Origin of the sequence: Streptomyces sp. H39-C1 (genome assembly GCF_027158125.1) — a bacterium.
In the GTDB taxonomy this organism is placed as follows: domain Bacteria; phylum Actinomycetota; class Actinomycetes; order Streptomycetales; family Streptomycetaceae; genus Actinacidiphila; species Actinacidiphila fildesensis.
The window spans coordinates 1-19778 of the sequence record NZ_JAPVLS010000056.1 but is presented as its reverse complement, the minus strand read 5'-3'; the positions used below and the strand labels follow the sequence as shown (position 1 = coordinate 19778).

The 19778-nt window shown below is 70.1% G+C and carries 17 protein-coding genes, 1 rRNA gene and 1 riboswitch; of the genes, 4 read left to right on the top strand and 14 right to left on the bottom strand.

The window, feature by feature from the left end:
• Positions 1-14: 14 nt before the first annotated feature.
• Positions 15-812, bottom strand: coding sequence for a CPBP family intramembrane glutamic endopeptidase (locus O3W51_RS30790; RefSeq protein WP_138357385.1), 798 nt, complete (start codon positions 810-812; stop codon positions 15-17).
• A 108-nt stretch (positions 813-920) separates the two neighbouring features.
• Here O3W51_RS30790 and O3W51_RS30785 point away from each other — a divergent pair, with 108 nt between their 5' ends.
• Positions 921-2711: a substrate-binding and VWA domain-containing protein gene (locus tag O3W51_RS30785; protein WP_138357386.1), complete on the top strand. Its 1791-nt coding sequence runs from the start codon at positions 921-923 to the stop codon at positions 2709-2711.
• 69 nt (positions 2712-2780) lie between these two features.
• Here O3W51_RS30785 and O3W51_RS30780 read toward each other — a convergent pair whose 3' ends face one another.
• Positions 2781-4274, bottom strand: coding sequence for a glutamate--cysteine ligase (locus O3W51_RS30780; protein ID WP_138357387.1), 1494 nt, complete (start codon positions 4272-4274; stop codon positions 2781-2783).
• 467 nt (positions 4275-4741) lie between these two features.
• On the opposite strand from O3W51_RS30780, the gene O3W51_RS30775 reads away from it, so the two are divergent.
• Positions 4742-5329: a hypothetical protein gene (locus O3W51_RS30775; protein ID WP_164297890.1), complete on the top strand. Its 588-nt coding sequence runs from the start codon at positions 4742-4744 to the stop codon at positions 5327-5329.
• 305 nt (positions 5330-5634) lie between these two features.
• Entirely contained in the window at positions 5635-5841 is a 207-nt protein-coding gene (locus O3W51_RS30770) for a DUF5999 family protein (RefSeq protein WP_138357389.1), read from the top strand.
• An 83-nt stretch (positions 5842-5924) separates the two neighbouring features.
• On the opposite strand, the gene gcvP is transcribed toward O3W51_RS30770, so the two are convergent.
• A complete protein-coding gene (gcvP, locus tag O3W51_RS30765; RefSeq protein WP_269287810.1) occupies positions 5925-8810 on the bottom strand; it encodes an aminomethyl-transferring glycine dehydrogenase in 2886 nt (961 codons plus the stop codon).
• A gap of 188 nt (positions 8811-8998) precedes the next feature.
• A riboswitch (glycine riboswitch) is annotated at positions 8999-9096 on the bottom strand.
• Positions 9097-9221: 125 nt separating this feature from the next.
• Here gcvP and O3W51_RS30760 point away from each other — a divergent pair.
• Positions 9222-9599, top strand: a complete 378-nt coding sequence (locus tag O3W51_RS30760) for a PRC-barrel domain-containing protein (protein WP_244809023.1) — start codon at positions 9222-9224, stop codon at positions 9597-9599.
• A 24-nt stretch (positions 9600-9623) separates the two neighbouring features.
• Here the strand turns inward: O3W51_RS30760 and O3W51_RS30755 are convergent, their stop codons facing one another.
• From O3W51_RS30755 to rrf, 11 genes are all read right to left on the bottom strand, one after another.
• Entirely contained in the window at positions 9624-10991 is a 1368-nt protein-coding gene (locus tag O3W51_RS30755; RefSeq protein WP_269287809.1) for a DNA polymerase IV, read from the bottom strand.
• 57 nt (positions 10992-11048) lie between these two features.
• Entirely contained in the window at positions 11049-11657 is a 609-nt protein-coding gene (locus tag O3W51_RS30750) for a MerR family transcriptional regulator (protein WP_138357393.1), read from the bottom strand.
• Positions 11658-11849: 192 nt separating this feature from the next.
• Complete coding sequence (locus O3W51_RS30745; RefSeq protein WP_031518684.1) at positions 11850-12323, bottom strand: bifunctional nuclease family protein; 474 nt, start codon at positions 12321-12323, stop codon at positions 11850-11852.
• An 81-nt stretch (positions 12324-12404) separates the two neighbouring features.
• Positions 12405-13142 (bottom strand): transcriptional regulator FtsR, encoded by a 738-nt coding sequence (gene ftsR / locus O3W51_RS30740; RefSeq protein WP_138357394.1) that lies wholly within the window; start codon positions 13140-13142, stop codon positions 12405-12407.
• Positions 13143-13183: 41 nt separating this feature from the next.
• Entirely contained in the window at positions 13184-14083 is a 900-nt protein-coding gene (locus O3W51_RS30735; RefSeq protein ID WP_232485908.1) for an FHA domain-containing protein, read from the bottom strand.
• 64 nt (positions 14084-14147) lie between these two features.
• Positions 14148-15077, bottom strand: coding sequence for a DUF881 domain-containing protein (locus O3W51_RS30730; RefSeq protein WP_138357396.1), 930 nt, complete (start codon positions 15075-15077; stop codon positions 14148-14150).
• Between the two features lie 7 nt (positions 15078-15084).
• Complete coding sequence (locus O3W51_RS30725; protein ID WP_030364457.1) at positions 15085-15417, bottom strand: small basic family protein; 333 nt, start codon at positions 15415-15417, stop codon at positions 15085-15087.
• A complete protein-coding gene (locus tag O3W51_RS30720) occupies positions 15414-16355 on the bottom strand; it encodes a DUF881 domain-containing protein (RefSeq protein ID WP_138357397.1) in 942 nt (313 codons plus the stop codon). Before O3W51_RS30720 ends, O3W51_RS30725 begins: the two co-directional genes overlap by 4 nt.
• A 63-nt stretch (positions 16356-16418) precedes the next feature.
• The gene (locus O3W51_RS30715; RefSeq protein ID WP_138357398.1) at positions 16419-18914 is read right to left on the bottom strand and encodes a mannose-1-phosphate guanyltransferase; all 2496 of its coding nucleotides are present in this window, start codon (positions 18912-18914) and stop codon (positions 16419-16421) included.
• A 23-nt stretch (positions 18915-18937) separates the two neighbouring features.
• Positions 18938-19546, bottom strand: coding sequence for a CDP-alcohol phosphatidyltransferase family protein (locus O3W51_RS30710; RefSeq protein WP_138357399.1), 609 nt, complete (start codon positions 19544-19546; stop codon positions 18938-18940).
• Positions 19547-19655: 109 nt separating this feature from the next.
• Positions 19656-19772, bottom strand: a 5S ribosomal RNA gene (rrf, locus tag O3W51_RS30705).
• Positions 19773-19778 lie beyond the last annotated feature (6 nt).

The following is a 19778-nucleotide window of genomic DNA, read 5'->3' as shown; positions in this document are numbered from 1 at the left end:
CGGCGCGTGCGCGCTCAACCCGTCGGCAGCCAGCCGACCTTGCCCGCCAGCAGCGCGTAGCCGACGAAGGCGACCGTGTCGATCAGGGCGTGCGCGGCGACGAGCGGGCCGACGCGTCCCCATCGGCGGTAGAGCAGGACGAACACCACGCCCATCACCATGTTCCCGATCATGCCGCCGACGCCCTGGTACAGGTGGTAGGAACCGCGCAGCACCGCGCTCGCCGCCAGGGCGGCGGCCGGGGACCAGCCCAACTGCCCGAGCCTGCGCAGCAGATAGCCGACGACGATGACTTCCTCCAGCACCGCGTTCTGCACGGCGGACGCGATCAGGACCGGGATCTTCCACCACACGTCCGGCAGCGACTCCGGCACCACCGTGAGGTTGAACCCGGCCGCGCGGACGCCGAGGTAGAACAGCAGCCCGGTGCCGCCGATCGCGGCCGCGACCAGGGTGCCGCGCCCCAGGTCGCGGCGGGGTTCCTTCAGGTCGAAGCCGATGGAACCTATCCCGACCCGTTCCCGGGCCAGCAGATGCGCGACCAGGGCGACCGGGACCAGGGCGGTGGCGATCCCGAACAGCTGCCAGGCGAGGTCGAGCCAGGGCCGGCCCGGCGCCTGGGAGCCCACCAGGGTGGCCGCCTGGTCCTTGAGCGAACCGGGCTTGGTCAGCGACCCGACGAAGCTGATGAGCGCGCCCACACCGCTGGCGCCGAGCGACAGGGCCAGTACGAGCAGGGTCTCGCTCCGCAGGGTCCGCCGCGCGAGTCCGGCCTCCGCCCCGTATGACTCTGTGTGCACCCGAGCCTCCATTTACGTCATCCCGCCTCGGTACCGTTCCCGCTTGGCTAGGGTCTCGAAAAAAGATACGAAGATCGCGCGCGACAGGCCGGAGCACCCCTCAGGAGAGACCCAACAGCCATGGGACGTCACCGCATTCCAGTTGAGCCCCGGGAGGCCGGCGGAGCGCCGCGCCCACGGGTACGCCGCCGCACCATAGCGGTCACCACCAGCTTCGTTCTGGCGATGGGGGCCGGTACCTTCGTCGTGCTCCGCGGCGGCCTGCTGCCGCTGAGCGGGCACTGCGCGGAGGGCGTGGTCAAGATCGCTGTCGCCGCCTCGCCCGACATCGCGCCCGCTCTCACCACCATCGCAAAACAGGCCAGGGCCACCGGCGTGAAGACCGACGGGCGCTGCCTCGACGTCACCGTGACCTCGCGTGCCTCGGCCGATGTGGCGGACGCCCTCGGCAAGGCCCCGACGCACCCCGGCTTCCAGGTCTGGATCCCGGACTCCAGCGTCTGGCTCGACCAGGTGACCATCGGCGGCCGCGGCACCCCGTTGTCCTCGATGACCAGCATCGCCCGCTCCCCCGTCGTCGTCGGCACGCTGCAGGCGCAGGCCAAGGGCCTGGGCTGGCCCGCCAAGGCGTACACCTGGGCCGATTTGACCACGGCCGCCGGTGAGAAGAGCAACTTCCGCCTCGGCACCGCGGATCCCGCGCGCAGCGCGACCGGTCTGCTCGGGTTCACGATGATCACGTCGTCGATCGGCCGCAGGGGCGGTGACGTGGACACCGAGTCGGCCGCCGCGGCGAAGATGCTGGCGCAGTACACCGCCCCGGGCGACGCGCAGATCGTGGCCACCCTGCCCAACGACAGCAGCACGTCGGAACTGCAGAACCCGCAGCGCAACCAGGCGCTGGTGATCTCGGAACAGGCGGCGTTCGTCCGCAACACCGCGGGCGACGGCCGTCCCGGCCTGAAGCTGTTCTATCCCAAGGACGGCTCCGTCGATCTGGACTACCCGTACGCGGCGCTGGACGACGACACGCTCTCCACCGACCAGTCCCGGGCCGTGTCTCGCTTCATGTCACTCCTCGGCAGCGACGAGAGCGTGCGCCTGCTGTCCGCCCGCGGTTTCCGGCCGGCGACCGGCGCCCCCGACCCGGCGCTGGTGGTCGGCGCCGGCGGCCAGGAGCCGCAGCCGGTCGGCGCGGAGCCGGTACCCGCACCGTCGGGACAGGCCCTGCAGCAGCTGCGCGTCATGTGGCAGATCACCGTGCAGAGCGCCCGGATCACCACGGTCGTCGACGTCTCCGGCTCGATGGCGGCGCCGGTGCCCGGCACCGAGGGCAAGACCCGGCTGGACGTCACCAAGGCGTCGCTGCTGCAGGCGCTGACGCAGTTCACGCCCGAGGACGAGGTGGGCCTGTGGCGGTTCTCCACCCGGCTCGACGGCTCCCGCGACTACCAGAAGATCGTCGAGACGGCCCGGCTGGGCGTACGCACCGCCCAGGGCACCACCCAGCGGGACCGGCTGACCGGCGCGTTCGGCGCCCTGCAGCCCGTCGAAGGCGGCGCGACCGGCCTCTACGACACGACGCTGGCGGTGTACCAGGACGCCAGGAAGTCGTTCGCCGCGGGCAAGTTCAACACGGTCGTCGTCCTCACCGACGGTGCGAACGAGGACCCGGGGAGCATCTCCCTCGACGCCCTGACCGCCAAACTGAAGGAGCTGGGCGACCCCGCCCACCCCGTTCCGCTCATCGTCATCGCGGTCGGCCCCGACGCCGACAAGTCCGCGTGCGACCGCATGGCCAGGGCCACCGGCGGCGCGGCGTACCGGGTGACGGACCCCGCGCAGATCCAGGCGGTGCTGTTCAAGGCGGTGGTGGCGGCCGCGGCGAGCGCGGCCGCAGCCACCGGCTGACGCCCTCCGGAGGCCGCCACCACGGGCCGGCGATGCCCTCCGGAGCCGGTGGGCCGGCCGGGACCCCGGTCAGCTCACCGGCCAGGTGTGCACCGGCTCGCCGGAGTGCATGAGCTCGCAGTAGCGCAGCGTCATCGACACCAGCGCGGCCCGCCGGTCGAGGCCGCGCTCCAGCGCCCGGTGGAACACCGCCGACTGCCATTCGGCGCCGTTGGTGCGCAGCCGGCAGCGGGCCTCGATGATGCCCAGGTAGCGGTCGCGGTCGACGGGCTCGATACCCCAGGCGTCGAGCCCGGCCGACGCCAGCGGCAGCAGCTCCTCCAGCACCAGCTCCGTGGCCGGCAGCTCCACGAGCCCGCCGCCCCGCCCCGGCCGCGGCCAGTGCATGACGGCGCCGATGCCGTGCCGGCAGGCGGCGTCGAAGTTCGCCGCCGCGGCGCCGAACGGCAGCCGGTGCCAGACCTGGCGGGGCGCCTCGGCCAGCGCCCGCACCAGCCCGTAGTAGAAGGCCGTGTTGGCGATGACATCGGCGACGGTGGGTCCCGCGGGCAGCACCCGGTTCTCCACCCGCAGATGCGGGACGCCGTCCACCACGGCGTACACCGGGCGGTTCCAGCGGTAGACGGTGCCGTTCTGCAGGGTGAGTTCCTTGAGGTGCGGCACGGTCCCCGCGTCGAGGGTCGCCAGCGGGTCCTCGTCGTCGCAGATCGGCAGCAGCGGCGGGAAGTAGCGCAGGTTCTCCTCGAACAGGTCGTACGCCGAGTCGATCCAGCGCTCCCCGAACCAGGTGAGCGGGCGTACGCCCTGGGCCCGCAGTTCCTGCGGCCGGGTGTCGGTCGCCTGCTGGAACAGCGGCGGCCGGGTCTCCCGCCACAGCTCCCTGCCGAACAGGAACGGCGAGTTCGCTCCCACCGCGACCTGCGGCCCGCTCAGCACCTGCGCCGCGTTCCAGACCGCCGCGAACCGGGCGGGCGTCACCTGCAGATGCATCTGCATGGAGGTGCAGGCCGCTTCCGGGGCGATCGATCCCGAGGTGTAGAGCAGATGCTCCACCCCCGCGATGTCCAGGGTGATGTCCTCGCCGCGGGCGGCCAGTATCCGGTCGTTGAGCAGCGTGTACCGGTCCGCCCTGGACAGGTTCGCACCCACCAGATCCTGTGCGCTCAAGGTCGGCAGAATACCCACCATGACGATGTGCGCGCCGACTTCGCGGGCCTTGCGGTCCGCGTATCCCAGCCCGATGCGCAGCTCTTCCGCGAGCCGGTCGAGCACCCGTCCGGAAAGATGATGAGGGGCGATGTTCACTTCAATATTGAACTGCGCCAGTTCCGTCTGGAAATCGGTGCTGGCGATCCGCTCCAGCACCTCTTCATTCATCATCAGCGGCAGACCTGCCGAATCAGCGAGATTCAACTCCAGCTCGAGTCCCATGAGATTCCTGGGCCGGTCGAACCTCTTCTCGTCCAGCAGTCGCTCCAGTCCCATGAGACACTGGCGAAGCTTCATCCGGTACCGCTGCCGGTCGGACAGGTCGAACCCGGTGGCTACGACCTTCTCCCCCATCGGAGCGTCCCTCCTCGAGTGGGCCGTGTGACGATGATGCCCAACCCATAAGATCGATAACGGTCCGGCGGCGCCGAGCGCAAGCTAAGCTGCCGGATTAGACACTCCGGCACATTCCCCCGGCATGGTCGCGCTAACCTGGCATGAGGGGTACCCCTCGTGACAAAGACCGACGAGATCCAGCCGTCCGCAGCGGCAGGGAATGTGCAGTTCGCGGGAGCGTACTCCGGCGCAAATGCGGAGGAAATATCTGGCGAGGAAGGCCTATTACCTTCTTGCCGGCAATGCCCGCGACAGCTAGCCGAAACACTGCGTGAACACAGGTCGTATAAACTTCGCGCACAAGGCAGAGACTCCGCGATCCGTCGGACGTAGCCTGCGCAGGAACCCCCTCACCGCCGCACCGCTGACAGTGCCGTCCGCACCCGCCCAGCACCACCGTGTCTCCGACTGAGAGGCAACCCACCATGCCGCTGCATGTCCCCGCTGTACCCGCACCCGCCCTTCGGAGTGTCCTCGCCGCCCTGAGTTCGCCCACCGCCGTTCTGGAGGCGCGTACGCCGGCGCTCCGCTCGGCCGAGGGCCCGCTCATCCCCGAGCACCCGCTGCCGGTGCATGTCTTCGAGCCGGCCGCCTCGGGCCACGGGCTGCCGCACGCCCGGCTCACCGGCTGGCGCTTCCACATCCGCGCAGGCGACCGTGTCGCGGCAGCGGGCGAGACCGTCCGCACCCCGGACGGATGGGCGTTCTCGCACTTCTCGGAGGGCCCGTACCTGGCCTCCACCGAACGCGCCCTGCGGCAGGCGGAAGCCCTCTCGACCGCCTACCAGCCGCATCTGCTGTCCGTGCCCGGGCTGTACATGCTGGCGCTCTGGCTGCACAGCGACATCTCGGCCGAAGCCGGCTCCGCCCAGCCCGCCCCGGCCGATCTGCTGGTGCCGCTCGCACCGGCGCCGCCGGGGATCGCCGCCCACCGGCTGCACCGGCTGTCCGATCTGGTGCCCGTCCTCACGCTGCGACTGGCACCCGCATCTCTTCTGGGGTCTGCTGTCTGACGCGCTGCCGGACGGCGGGCGGACGCCCCCGTGACCCTTGGGTCACGGGGGCGTTGTCATGTGCGTACCGTGACGACGTAGCCCGGATCGGTCATCTGTACCACCCGGAAAGGCACACGCTGTGAGGGCAACCGCCCGGTCGGGTGACGCGCCCTCACCTAGCAGGAACAGCTCGCGCGAAATCCCTGCGGATTCCGCTCCGTGGGGCAACACTGGGACCGACCGAACGAACGGGGGCGGTTATGAACCAGGTATCAGGCCAATCCGACCGCACGACTCCTCTACAGCAGCGAAAGACACCTTCCATGTGCCAGCACCAGCCGCAGTGCCCCACCGCCGAGTGCTCCGACCGGGAGGCCGCCCTCATCGTGGCCCACCACCCGGAGCAGGGCTGGAGTCTGCTGTGCAACGGCGTCCTCCTCTTCGAGGACACCGGCGAGCTGCTGCCCGACGGGCAGATCATCGCCCCGCACCGGCCGCTGGGCAGCGAACAGATCGCCACGGCCGCCTGAAACCGCCGGACCCCGCCGACAGCAGCGGGGCCCGGACAGTATCCGCGGACGTCAGTAGCAGTAGGACGACCCCGACGCGGGTACTACGCGTCGTACTCGTCGAGCGGCGGGCACGAGCACACCAGGTTCCGGTCACCGAAGGCGCCGTCGATGCGCCGGACCGGCGGCCAGTACTTGTCCGCGGCCGACACGCCGGCCGGGAACACCGCCTCGTCGCGGGAGTACGGCCGGTTCCATTCCCCGCCCAGCGACGCCGCGGTGTGCGGGGCGTTGCGCAGCGGGTTGTCCTCCACCGGCCACTGACCGGAGCCGACCTTGTCGACCTCCCGGCGGATGGCGATCATCGCCTCGCAGAACCGGTCCAGCTCCGCCAGGTCCTCGCTCTCGGTCGGCTCGATCATCAGCGTGCCGGCCACCGGGAACGACATCGTGGGCGCGTGGAAGCCGTAGTCGATCAGGCGCTTGGCGATGTCGTCCACCGAGACGCCCGTCTCCTTGGTCAGCGGCCGCAGATCGATGATGCACTCGTGCGCGACCAGACCGTTCGGGCCCGTGTAGAGCACCGGGTAGTGCGGCTCCAGCCGCTTGGCCACGTAGTTCGCACCGAGCACCGCGACCTGGGTGGCGCGCCGCAGCCCCTCGCCGCCCATGAGGCGTACGTACGCCCAGGAGATCGGCAGGATGCCGGCCGAGCCCCACGGCGCCGCCGAGATCGGGCCGACGCCGGTGGCGGGCCCCGCGGTCGGCTGCAGCGGGTGGTTGGGCAGGTACGGAGCGAGGTGCGCGCGGACCGCGACCGGGCCGACACCGGGACCGCCGCCGCCGTGCGGGATGCAGAAGGTCTTGTGCAGGTTCAGGTGCGAGACGTCCGCGCCGAACTTGCCGGGCTTGGCCAGGCCGACCAGCGCGTTGAGGTTGGCGCCGTCCACGTACACCTGGCCGCCGGCCTCGTGCACCGTCGCGCAGATGTCGGTGATGTTCTCCTCGAACACACCGTGCGTGGACGGGTAGGTGACCATGAGGACGGCCAGCTCGGAACGGTGCTGCTCGATCTTGGCGTGCAGGTCCTCGACGTCCACGTCGCCGTCGTCGCGGGTCTTGACCACGACGACCTTCATGCCGGCCATCACGGCGCTCGCCGCGTTGGTGCCGTGCGCGGAGGACGGGATGAGACACACGGTGCGCTGTGTGTCGCCGTTGGCGCGGTGGTAGGCGCGCACCGCGAGCAGCCCGGCCAGCTCGCCCTGTGATCCGGCGTTGGGCTGGATGCTGACCTTGTCGTAGCCGGTGACCTCGGCGAGCTGGTCCTCCAGCTGGTGGATCAGCGTGAGGTAGCCCTCGGCCTGCTCCACCGGCGCGAAGGGGTGCAGCCCGGCGAACTCGGGCCAGGTGACCGGTTCCATCTCGGTGGTGGCGTTGAGCTTCATCGTGCACGAGCCCAGCGGGATCATGCCGCGGTCGAGCGCGTAGTCACGGTCCGAGAGCCGGCGCAGGTAGCGCAGCATCGCGGTCTCGGAACGGTGCTGGTGGAAGACCGGGTGCGCCAGGTACGTGTCATCGCGCAGCAGCCCGGCGGGCAGCGCGTCCGGAACGGCGGCGTCGAGCGCCTCGACGTCACCGGTCACCCCGAAGGCACCCCACACCGCGGTCAGCTGCTCACGGCCGGTGGTCTCGTCGCAGGAGATGCCGAGCAGGTCGGCGTCCCGCTCCCACAGGTTCACGCCCGCGGCGCGGGCGGCGGCGGCGACCTCGGCGGCGCGGCCGGGCACCCGGACGGTCACGGTGTCGAAGTACCCGTCGTGCACGACCTCGACGCCGCCGGCTCGCAGGCCCTCGGCCAGGATGGCGGCGTAGCGGTGGGTGCGCAGGGCGATCTGGGCCAGCCCGTCCGGGCCGTGGTAGACCGCGTACATGCCCGCCATGACGGCGAGCAGCACCTGGGCGGTGCAGATGTTGCTGGTGGCCTTCTCGCGGCGGATGTGCTGCTCACGGGTCTGCAGGGCCAGCCGGTACGCCTTGTTGCCGTCCGCGTCGACGGAGACACCGACGAGGCGGCCGGGCAGGCTGCGGGCGAACTTCTCACGGACGGCCATGTAGCCGGCGTGCGGGCCGCCGAAGGCCATCGGGACGCCGAAGCGCTGGGTGGTGCCCACCGCGATGTCCGCGCCGAGCTCACCGGGCGGGGTGAGCAGCGTCAGGGCGAGCAGGTCGGCGGAGACCGTGACGATCGCGCCCAGCTCGTGCGCCCGCTCGATGACCGGCTTGAGGTCGCGTACCGCGCCGGAGGCGCCGGGGTACTGCAGGAGCACACCGAAGACGCCGCGCTCGGCCACCTCGTCCGGGATGCCGTCGGTCAGGTCGGCGACCACGACCTCGACGCCGGTCGGCTCGGCGCGGGTCTGGATCACCGCGATCGTCTGCGGGAAGCAGTCCGCGTCGACCAGGAACACGCCCTGCTTCACCTTGCCGACCCGGCGGGCCAGCGACATGGCCTCGGCGGCGGCGGTGCCCTCGTCCAGGAGCGAGGCCCCGGAGGTCGGCAGCCCGGTGAGGTCGGCGACGACCGTCTGGAAGTTCAGCAGCGCCTCGAGCCGGCCCTGCGAGATCTCCGGCTGGTACGGCGTGTACGCCGTGTACCAGGCGGGGTTCTCCATCACATTGCGCAGGATGACGGGCGGGGTGAACGTCCCGTAGTAGCCCAGGCCGATCATCGGCGCCAGCACCTGGTTGCGGTCCGCGAGGTCACGCAGCTCGGCGAGTATCGCGGCCTCGGTGCGGCCGGCGGGCAGCCGCAGCGCCTCGACGCTCTTGATGGTGTCCGGCACGGCGGCGGCCGTGAGCTCGTCCAAGGAGCCGTAACCGACGTGAGCCAGCATCTTGGCCTGGGCACCGCCGTCGGGGCCGATGTGGCGCTGTTCGAACGGGATGCCGCTCTCGAGCTCGGAGAGTGGGATGCGGTGGGCAGTCATCTACGGAGGCCTCCTGGTCTGACACGACCTGCGAGGGGTGCCGCGGCGCGGGCACCCGAACGGCCTCCCCCTCTGTCATCACAACCTGAGAGCTTCACCGTGCTGCCTAAAGCACGACTTTCACCGTCGGTGAGGCCGGGTCCCGCGCATGAGTCATGCCCGGTGCCCGCCCTGCTTTCCAGAGTGACCTCATCCATGCGGTACCGGTTGCCTGAGAGATTCCGGGGAGGATTTGCTCCTTCGGCGCCCCCGACACGATCTCGGAGGACTCTCCCGCATGGGGTCTGCAGCCGCCATTCAGCCTACCAGCGGGGATGGGGGCGGATTCCTCGTGGATCCCTCGAGTCGACACCGTCCCCAATGTGGCCTTTGGTTGGTCTAGCAGAGCAGCACCGATCTGTTGGAGGGACCGTGCAGACCGATATTGATCCCCGCAGCCTGATCGGCCGCCGGGCCCTGGACAGCGACGGGGCGAAGATCGGCACGGTCGACGAGGTGTATCTCGACGACGCGACCGGACAGCCGGAGTGGGCCGCGGTACGCACCGGGCTGTTCAGCCGTGACGCGTTCGTACCGCTGGAGCCGAGCGAGGTGGTGGACGGGCAGCTGCGGGTCCCCTTCCCTAAGGCCCTCATCAAGGACGCCCCCGACTTCGGCGTCGGCCGCCATCTCTCCCCCGAGCAGGAGATCCAGCTCTACCACCACTACGGCATGGACGTCCCGTCCGCGGGGACCGAGGCCCCCAGCGCCGGAGACCACGACTTCGGCCGGCTGGCCGGCGAGGACTGAGCGACCGGAGACCATGTGCCCAGGTCAGGGCACCAGCGGCAGCGGTTCGGCCGCTTCCAGTTCCGGATCCTCCACGGCGAACGTCCGCACCCGGCCCGGTACGCAGTCCGTCGGCTCCTCGAAGCGCACGGTCACCCGTCCCACGCCGCTGCCCTGCACCCACCCGGCACCGAATTCCGTGTGCCGCACGTCCTGCCCCGGCATCCACCGCACGGCCCGCGCGGGCTCCGCCGGCGGCGCCGGCCGGCCCTCCGGATCCGCCGCCTCCCGCTCGGCCTGCTCCGCAGCGCGCACCGCGGCGGCCTCCGCCACGAGCTCGGCCTCCAGCTCGGCGGCCTGGGCGAACAGGTCCTCCTGTGTGAAGTCGGCGAGCCCGGTGACGCCCACACCCAGCAGCCGGACCCCGTTGGCCGTGTCGACGGCCTCCAGCAGCCGCCGCGCGGTCTCCCGCACCACTCCGGGGTCGTCCGTGGGCGCCCGCAGCGTCTCGGACCGGGTCAGGGTGCTGAAGTCGTAGCTCCGTACCTTGATCACCACCGTCCGGCCCGACCGCCCGGCCTCCCGCAGCCGCCGCACACAGCGGTCCGCGAGCCGGTCGAGCTCCGAGCGCACCCGGAACCGGTCGGTGAGGTCCACGTCGAAGGTGTCCTCCACCGAGACGGACTTCGCGTCCCGGTCCGCGACCACGGGCCGGCTGTCCAGGCCCAGGGCCATCGCGTAGAGCGAGGCGCCGTGCGCCTTGCCGAGCAACTGCACCAGCTCGGACTCCCCGGCCAGCGCCACCTCGCCGACCGTGCCGATCCCGGCGCGGCGCAGATGCTCACCGGTCGCGGGCCCGACGCCCGGCAGGACCCGGACCGGCATCGGGTCCAGCAGCGCCCGCTCGGTGCCGGGCTCGACCACCACCAGGCCGTTCGGCTTGCCCTGCTCGGAGGCGATCTTGGCCAGCAGTTTGGAGCCCGCGAGCCCCACCGAGGCCGTCAGCCCCGTGGCGGCCCTGATCCGCGCCCGTACCCGCTCCGCCACCTCACGAGGGGCCTCGGTCGTCCCGCCCGCCTCCAGGTCCACGAAGGCCTCGTCCAGGCTGAGTGGCTCCACCAGCGGCGACAGCTCCCCGAGGATCCCCATCACGGTCTCGCTGACCCGCCGGTACAGGTCGAAGCGGGGAATGAGGTAGGCGGCATTGGGGGCCAGCCGCCGTGCGTGCGCCATGGCCATCGCCGAATGGACGCCGTGGACACGTGCCTCGTAGGACGCGGTCGCGACGACGCCGCGCGGTCCGAGACCGCCGACCACGACCGGCTTGCCCCGCAGGCTCGGCTTGGAGGCCTGTTCCACCGCGGCGTAGAACGCGTCCATGTCCAGGTGCAGGATCGTCGGAGCGGTTCTCACGTCACCGATGCTCCCGCACGGCACTGACATTCACCGTACGGCCGTACGGCGAACGGTTCACCCCACGCGGTTGCGGCGCCGTGCCAGCTCGTCGGAGGGGTTGTGGCCGGCCAGCGTCTCACCGGTGTCCACCCGCTCGCCGTGCAGCTGCGAGAGGGAGCTCTCGACGTCCCGCCACACCACTCCGACGGCGATCCCGAAGACGCCCTGGCCGCCCTGGAGCAGGTCGACGACCTCATCGGGCGAGGTGCACTCGTACACGGTGGCGCCGTCGCTCATCAGGGTCATCCGGGTGAGCTCGGCGGGTGCGGTGGTGCGCAGGTGGCGTACGGCGGTGCGGATGTTCTGGAGGGAGACCCCGGTGTCCAGCAGCCGCTTGACGATCTTGAGGACGACCACGTCCCGGAACCCGTAGAGGCGCTGCGCGCCTGTTCCGTAGGCCGCCCGGACGCTCGGCTCGACCAGGCCCGTACGCGCCCAGTAGTCCAGCTGGCGGTAGGTGATGCCGGTCGCCGCGCACGCCGTCGGCCCCCGGTAGCCCACCGTCTCGGTCTCGGGCTCCGCCGCGCCGGCCACCGCACCGCCGGCCGGTGCGGGCTGCCGGGCCAAGGCCCCACGGGTGGGATACGGGCCGCCCGTGGCCATACCGTCGCCGGTGCTTCTCACGCCGCCCTCCGTCCCTTCGCGTCCCGGTCGGCACGTGCACGTGCCAACGGGACTTTCCATCTCGACGGTAGGCAGTCACTCGGGGTGCGTCAACGATCGCCACACTCGGCACGCCGAGTGATATCAACCCCAAGAGTGGTTTCGCGTGCCCCCGAACGGGGAACGGCTAGCCGGATGGGCCAAAAAAGCCCGCTACTGGTTGCTCGTGCCGAAGTCCTCCGGCGAGATCTGGTCCAGGAATTCGCGGAACTTCTCGACCTCGTCCTCCTGCTCGTCCGGGATGGCGATCCCCGCGTCGTCCAGCACTCCGTCGCTGCCGTAGATCGGCGTTCCGGTGCGCAGGGCCAGCGCTATGGCGTCGGACGGGCGGGCGCTGACCTCGACACCGCTGGCGAAGACCAGCTCGGCGTAGAAGACACCCTCGCGCAGATCGGTGATCCGCACTTCGGTGAGCGTCTGTCCGACCGCTTCGAGCACGTCCTTGAACAAATCATGGGTCAGCGGGCGAGCAGGCGTCATGCCCTGCTGCGCGAAGGCGATGGCCGTGGCTTCCCCAGGCCCGATCCAGATGGGTAGATACCGGTCGCCTCCCACTTCGCGCAGGAGCACGATCGGTTGATTGGAGGGCATTTCGACCCGGACACCCACGACGTCGAGCTCGTTCACACAGTAACCCTAGGACGTGCCCGGCCGGTTTGGGTAGTCGAGCATCCCGCACGGCGGACTTGACAGGTATCGCACAGCTTCTCAGAAGAGCCGCAGGCGAAGGGCGGACTGGACCATGGCGGCGTGCAGACGGACCGACAGCGCGGCCAGTTCCCGGGCGGTCGTCTCGGCGTGTGTCCGGGTCTGCGGGTTGCGGTGCCGCCGCAGCGGGGCGACCACCTGCTCCACCAGGCCGACCTCCCGGTCGGCCGCGGCCTTCACCGCGCGCAGATGGCGCGGTTCGAGCCCGAAGCGGCCCAGGTCGACGATCAGCTTCCCGATGTTCACCGCTTCGGCGTCGTAACCGCCGTCACGGCCGGCTTCCACCAGGCCGTAGGACTCCCACTGGTCGAGGTCGGCCGGCTCCGCGCCGGTGGCGGCCAGCAGTGCCTCCCGACCGATCCGCAGCTCGCCGGAGCCTTCGGTGGCCGCCGTGCCGTCCGCGAGCTCCCGTGCCTCGCCCGGCCCCGGCAGCGGAATCTGCTCACCCCGGTCGAGCGCGTCCAGATGCTCCCGGATCACGCGCAGCGGCAGATAGTGGTCCCGCTGCATCCGCAGCACATGGCCCAGCCGCTCCACATCGCGCATCGCGAACTTCCGATAGCCCGAAGGAGTGCGCTGGGGCTCCACCAGGCCCTCCGCCTCCAGGAAACGGATCTTGGAGATGGTGACCTCGGGGAACTCGTCCTGCAGGTGGGTCAGCACGGCCCCGATGCTGAGCAGCCGGCCGTCCGCGGTGGCGGTGCCGTTTCCGGCACCGCCTGACGGTGTTCTAAGCATGGGCCTTCCCTGAGGGTCCCCCCGGACGGAGTCCAGGGGATTCAGATGCCGCCCTGGCTCGCGTAGAAGACCAGTCGGTACTTACCGATCTGGACTTCGTCGCCATTGGCCAGGGACACGGAGTCGATCCGCTCCCGGTTGACATACGTGCCGTTGAGGCTGCCCACGTCCGAGACCGTGAAGCCACCGTCGGCAGCCCGGCGGAACTCCACGTGGCGGCGCGAGACGGTGACGTCGTCCAGGAAGATGTCGCTCTGCGGGTGACGGCCGGCCGTGGTCAGTTCGCCGTCCAGGAGGAAGCGGCTGCCCGAGTTCGGGCCGCGGCGCACCACCAGCAGGGCGGAACCGATCGGCAGCGCGTCCACGGCCGCCTGGGCCTCCGGGGACAGCGACGGCGTCACGATCTGACCGGTCGCCTCGGCCTCGTAGGCCTCCAGCCCCGAGATCGAGATCGTGGACGTGGTCTCCGACGGCCGTTCGGACGGAGCCCCGGCACGCAGCGGCGCACCACAGTTGGAGCAGAAGCGGCTCGCCTCCGCGTTGGTGTGCCCGCACCTCGTGCATACCGGCAAGGCCGTCATGGACTGAGCCTCCTGCCGCGGATCGCCCGCGGGGACGTTCGAAGCGTACGGAGCGGAGGGAAACCCTCCACCCGTACTTGAGGTTGATGGTTCTCCGAAACCTATGCGGCCGGACGCGGCAGGGTCAACAGACGCCACACCTTGTCCGCCCGAAATGTCGCCGTAGGCCCCGGCGGGCTCGTCGCGGAACAGCGGCCGCCCCTCGGCCGCGCCGTCCTCCTGCCCGTGGCGCGGGGCACGATGACGCGCGGTAGCGGGATCACCGGCCTGCTTGGCCTGCCGCGCGCTCTTGCCGAACAACTTCCCAAACAACTTCACGGGCGATTCCCCTTGACCGAAACAGACCCGCCCGTGGGGCAGGACGAACCCTCGCTACACACAGTTTCCAACACGGACCACCCCGACGAAGTTCCGACCCCCCGCGTCACTGTGATGACGACCGAGCGTAGTCAGGCTGCTTCGATGGCCGCAAGGCGTCCACGACGATCTTCTCAGAACGGACGACATCCGCCGTGGCCTGCTCCTTCTTCAAAGTCTGCACCACTCCACCAGGAATATTGAGCGCCGGCTCCAGGTCCTGCGGATTTCCGATGACTTTGAACCGGTAGGGCTGGACGACTTTGTGGCCGTCGATCTCGATGCCGTCGGAACCCTGGGTGAAGTATGTGTCGGCCACGACCCGTACATCGTTGATCTGGATCGCCTCGGCCCCGGCCGCCCGCAGCTCCTGCAGGGTGTCCAGCAGCTTGTCGGCCTCCAGGCCGCCCTTGGGGTCCGCGATCGTCAGATTGATGCCGGGGCCCTGCGCGGCGACCGTACCGGCGAGCACACCGAGCTGCTGCGCCTTCTGCTCGGTCTGCTTACGGGCCTCCTCGGCCTGGTTGGAGCTGGTCTCCAGTTCGGAGCGCTGGGTCTCCAGCCGGCGCTTCTCGTCCTGGAGCCGCTGCGTGCGGTTGTCGAGCTCGGTCAGGATGCGCACCAGGTCCTCCTGACGGGCGCCCCGCAGGGCCCCGCTGTCACTGGTGGAGCGCACCTGGATGGCCAGCCCGAGACCCAGCACGAACAGCAGCAGCGCGACGATGAGCTGCGCCCGGGACAGCCGCGGCGGCCACAGCCCCGCCAGCAGCCGCTGCCGGCCGGTCTCGCCGGGGGCCGGCTTGGCGGGCCCGGCGTCCAATGCCGGGGCGGCAGGCACCTCGGGCGGCAGGGTCTTCCCGGGCCGCGCGGGCGCGTCGTCCGGCTCGGGGGCACCGGAGTGCCCCGGGGTCTCGGCGCGCTCCGGTGCTCCGGCGCTCTCGGGGACGCCGTCGCTCTCGGGCGTCACGGCGCGCTCGGGGAGTTCTTCGTCGCTCATACGGCGGTCACGCCCGGAAGACGTGGCGGCGGATGGCAGCCGCGTTGGAGAAGATCCGGATGCCCAGGACCACGACCACACCCGTGGACAGCTGCGCGCCGACACCGAGCTTGTCCCCGAGGAACACGATCAGCGCGGCCACCACCACGTTGGAGAGGAAGGAGACGACGAACACCTTGTCGTCGAAGATCCCGTCGAGCATCGCCCGCAGACCGCCGAAGACGGCGTCGAGCGCGGCGACCACGGCGATCGGGAGATAGGGCTCGACCACTGTCGGCACGACGGGGCGGACCACGAGTCCGACCACGACTCCCACGACGAGGCCCAGTACGGCGATCACTTCGTACCCTTCCCTGTTCTGGCGGCGTCCGCCTTCGTGTTGCCGGGCACCGGCTTGGCGTAGCGCACGATCAGACTGGGGGCGGCCGGCAACCGCACCTCGTCCTCCGCGGAGATGCTCGCGCGAATCCCGTAGCTCTGCTGCAGTACGTGCAGATACTGCCCGTCCGCGCTCTCCTGGAAGGCCGTGCTGAGCCGCTGGCCGTCCCCGATCGCCAGCACCGTGTACGGAGGCGCCAGCGGCTTGTTGTCGACCAGTATGGCGTCACCGGCGGCACGAATCGCCGACAGCGCCGTCAGACGCTGGCCGTTGACGGAGATCGCCTCGGCTCCCGACGCCCACAGCCCGTTGACGATCCGCTGCATGTCACGGTCGCGCACCCGGCCGGTGTCGGAGAATCCGTTGCTCTCCCGCGGCCCGCCGCCGTTCCCCGTCGACGCCTCCTTGGCGTCGTCGACGACCAGCTTCACCCCCGGACCCTTGACGGGCGTGGCGCCCGCCTCCAGCGCCACCAGGGCGGTACTGCCGACGCCCTGGTCGCCCAGGGCCGCGCGCTGCTTCGCGTCGACCTCGTCGCGCAGCTGGTCCACGTTCTTCTGCAGAGCGTCCGCGGAGCTCGTGCCGGACTGGATGCGCTCGATCAGCTTCTGGCGTTCCAGCGCCACCGTGGGCGCCGCGACATTCGCCTGCGCGGCCCCGAGCGTGACGACCAGCGCCGCCAGCACCAGCCCCACGGCGAACCCCAGCTTGGCCCGCAGCGTGGTGGGCAGCCGTGAGCTGCCCACCACGCCACGACGCTCCGCCGCCTCCGCGTAGCCGTCGTCGAGGCTGTGATCCATCACGTTGGTCAGCAGCGACATCGAGGCGTCGGGGCGCCGTGGCGGGGCCTTCGGGCTGGGGCTGCTCCCATCCTGGTGCTGCTGCGGCATGCCGCACATCGTTGCACGTCGGGGCCGCTCCACTCGAACGGCCCCCTTACGGCGCGCCGGTCGGGCCCGGAATCAGCGACCCGCGCCCTCCACGATCGCCGACCACTCGTCGAGCAGCTCCTGGGCGGACGCGTCGTCCGGCCCTTCCGCCCACAAATGGGTGACCGCTTCCGCGGGGTCGGGCAGGACCATCACCCAGCGGCCGTCGGGCTCCACGACGCGGACGCCGTCGGTGGTGTCCACCGACCGGTCGCCCGCGGCCTCGACCACGCTCCGCATCACGAGCCCCTTGACCGCCCACGGTGTCGCCACATCGCGGCGCAGCACATGGGCGCGCGGGATCCGGGCGTCGATCTGGCTGAGCGTGAGCTGGGTACGGGCCACCAGGCCGATCAGCCGCACGAACGCCGCCGACCCGTCGAAGACGCTGCTGAACTCGGGGATGATGAAGCCGCCCCGGCCGTCGCCGCCGAAGATCGTGCTCTCCGCCCGGCCGACCCGTGTGAGGTCGTCCGGCGACGTCGTCGTCCACGCCACCTGCGTGCCGTGGTACGCCGCCACCTGCTCGGCGATACGGGTCGTGGTGACCGGCAGTCCCACCCGTCCGCTGCGCCGTTCGGCCGCGACCAGGTCCAGCATCACCAGCAGCGCCCGGTCGTCCTCGACGATCCTGCCGCGCTCGTCCACCAGCGACAGCCGCTCACCGACCGGGTCGAACCGGACACCGAAGGCGGCGCGCGCCGAGGCGACGATCTCGCCCAGCCGCACCAGCCCGGACCGGCGCTCGTCCGCGGTCTCCGTCGGCCGGGCCTCGTTCAGCCCGGGGTTGATGGTGAACGCGTCGACGCCCAGCCGTCCGAGCAGGCTCGGCAGCACCAGCCCCGCGCTGCCGTTCGCCGCGTCCACGACGACCTTCATCCCCGACTCCGCGACACCCGAGGTGTCGACGGCCCGCAGCAGCGAACCGGTGTAGGAGTCGAAAACGCTCGACGGGAAGCGCAGGTCCCCGATCTCACCGGGGAACGCACGCCGGTACTCCTGGCGGGCGAAGACCCGGTCCAGCTTGCGCTGACCGCCCGCCGACAGGTCCGCGCCGCGCTCGTCGAAGAACATGATGTCGACGGAGTCCGGGGTGCCGGGGGTGGTCCGGATCATGATGCCGCCGGCGCTGCCGCGCGCCGTCTGCTGCCTGGCCACCGGCAGCGGGACGTTCTCCAGGTCCCGGACGTCGATGGCGCTGGTCTGCAGGGCCGAGATCACCGCGCGCTTCAGCGCTCGCGCACCACGGGAGTGGTCGCGGGCCGTGGTGACCGTGGACCCCTTCTTCAGCGTGGTGGCGTAGGCACCGGCCAGCCGGACGACCAGTTCCGGGGTGATCTCCACGTTCAGGATTCCCGAGACACCGCGCGCACCGAACAGATGCGCCTGGCCCCGCGATTCCCAGATGACCGACGTGTTGACGAACGCGCCGGCCTCGATGGTCTTGAACGGATAGACGCGGACGTTGCCCGCGATGATCGACTCCTCGCCGATCAGGCACTCATCGCCGATCACGGCACCGTCGTCGATCCGCGCCGCCCGCATGATGTCGGTGTTCTTGCCGACCACACAGCCGCGCAGGTTCGTTCCCTGACCGACGTAGACGTTGTCGTGAATCACGGCCTTGTGCAGGAACGCCCCGGACTTGACGACCACGTTCGAGCCGATGACCGTGTGCTCGCGGATCTCCGCTCCGGCCTCGACCTTCGCGTAGTCCCCGATGTACAGCGGACCGCGCAGTACCGCGTCGGGGCTGACCTCGGCACCTTCGGCCACCCAGACGCCCGGTGAGATCTCGAAGCCGTCGAGATCCACATCGACCTTGCCCTCGAGGACGTCCGCCTGCGCCTTGATGTAGCTCTCGTGCGTGCCGACGTCTTCCCAGTAGCCCTCGGCGATGAAGCCGTAGACCGGCTTGCCTTCCTTCATCAACTGCGGGAAGACATCGCTCGACCAGTCGACGGACGTGTCGGCGGCCACGTAGTCGAAGACCTCGGGCTCCATGACGTAGATGCCCGTATTGACGGTGTCGGAGAAGACCTGGCCCCAGGTCGGCTTCTCCAGGAAGCGCTCGACCTTGCCCTCTTCGTCCACGATCGTGATGCCGAACTCCAGCGGGTTGGGCACCCGCGTCAGGCATACGGTGACAAGTGCGCCCTTTTCCTTGTGGAATTCGATGAGCTCGGTGAGGTCGAAGTCCGTGAGCGCATCGCCCGAAATCACAAGGAAGGAGTCGTCCTTGAGCGCCTCTTCGGCGTTCTTCACACTCCCGGCTGTCCCGAGTGGCTTTTCCTCATTGGCGTAGGTGAGCTCCATGCCAAGTTCTTCGCCGTCCCCGAAGTAATTCTTGACGAGGGATGCGAGGAACTGCACGGTCACCACGGTCTCGGTGAGACCGTGCCGCTTGAGCAGCGTCAGCACGTGCTGCATGATCGGCCGGTTCGCAACCGGCAGCAGGGGCTTGGGCATACTCGAGGTCATTGGGCGAAGGCGCGTGCCTTCACCGCCGGCCATCACGACGGCCTTCATGTCGGAAAAGTCCTCCTTGCGGCTCAATCAGCCGTGGCGTCCATCCGCACAAGTCTGCGGACCTGCACTACATAGAGGATCCCTGCCCACCAGTACAGAGTTGTACCCCATCCGGCGAACGCCCATCCGCAAATTGCGGCCAGCGTGGCGAGCCATCCGCTGCCATCACTCAGCAACAACAGCGGGAAGGCGTACATCAGGTTGAAGGTGGCTGCCTTGCCCACGAAGTTCACCTGCGGCGGCCCGTATCCGTGCCGCCGGAGGATCAGGAGCATTACCCCCATCATCACCTCCCTGGCCAACAGGAGCAACGGCAGCCACAAGGGGAGGATGTCCCTCCAGGTGAGCCCGATCAGGGTGGACAGTACGAACAGCCGGTCCGCGGCCGGGTCGAGGAGCCGGCCGAGATTGCTGACCTGGTTCCACCGCCGCGCGAGCTTGCCGTCCAGATAGTCGCTGATGCCGCTGAGCGCGAGCACCAGCAGAGCCCAGCCGTCGGCCTTCGGACCGCCGAACTCCGGCCACAGGATCAGCCACAGGAACACCGGAACGCCCACCAGGCGAGCCATACTCAGGATGTTGGGGATCGTGAAGATCCGATCCGTTTGCACCCGTGTCTCCTGGACCTCCACCGGGGGCCCCTCCTGTATGTACGTGCCGATGATTCCACCCGACCCTACCCCAGACGACAAAAAGGCCTGGCCTCGGATCGAAGATCCGAGGCCAGGCCTCGTAATAATTGTTCGGCGGCGTCCTACTCTCCCACAGGGTCCCCCCTGCAGTACCATCGGCGCTGAAAGGCTTAGCTTCCGGGTTCGGAATGTAACCGGGCGTTTCCCTAACGCTATGACCACCGAAACACTA

Excerpts from the sequence above, each read along its gene's own strand:
- O3W51_RS30770 (WP_138357389.1), top strand. The coding sequence starts at position 5,635 with ATGTGCCAGCACCAGCCGCAGTGCCCCACCGCCGAGTGCTCCGACCGG.
- O3W51_RS30790 (WP_138357385.1), bottom strand. The coding sequence starts at position 812 with ATGGAGGCTCGGGTGCACACAGAGTCATACGGGGCGGAGGCCGGACTC.
- O3W51_RS30730 (WP_138357396.1), bottom strand. The coding sequence starts at position 15,077 with ATGAGCGACGAAGAACTCCCCGAGCGCGCCGTGACGCCCGAGAGCGAC.
- ftsR (WP_138357394.1), bottom strand. The coding sequence starts at position 13,142 with ATGCTTAGAACACCGTCAGGCGGTGCCGGAAACGGCACCGCCACCGCG.
- O3W51_RS30780 (WP_138357387.1), bottom strand. The coding sequence starts at position 4,274 with ATGGGGGAGAAGGTCGTAGCCACCGGGTTCGACCTGTCCGACCGGCAG.
- O3W51_RS30775 (WP_164297890.1), top strand. The coding sequence starts at position 4,742 with ATGCCGCTGCATGTCCCCGCTGTACCCGCACCCGCCCTTCGGAGTGTC.
- O3W51_RS30715 (WP_138357398.1), bottom strand. The coding sequence starts at position 18,914 with ATGAAGGCCGTCGTGATGGCCGGCGGTGAAGGCACGCGCCTTCGCCCA.
- O3W51_RS30720 (WP_138357397.1), bottom strand. The coding sequence starts at position 16,355 with ATGTGCGGCATGCCGCAGCAGCACCAGGATGGGAGCAGCCCCAGCCCG.
- gcvP (WP_269287810.1), bottom strand. The coding sequence starts at position 8,810 with ATGACTGCCCACCGCATCCCACTCTCCGAGCTCGAGAGCGGCATCCCG.
- O3W51_RS30785 (WP_138357386.1), top strand. The coding sequence starts at position 921 with ATGGGACGTCACCGCATTCCAGTTGAGCCCCGGGAGGCCGGCGGAGCG.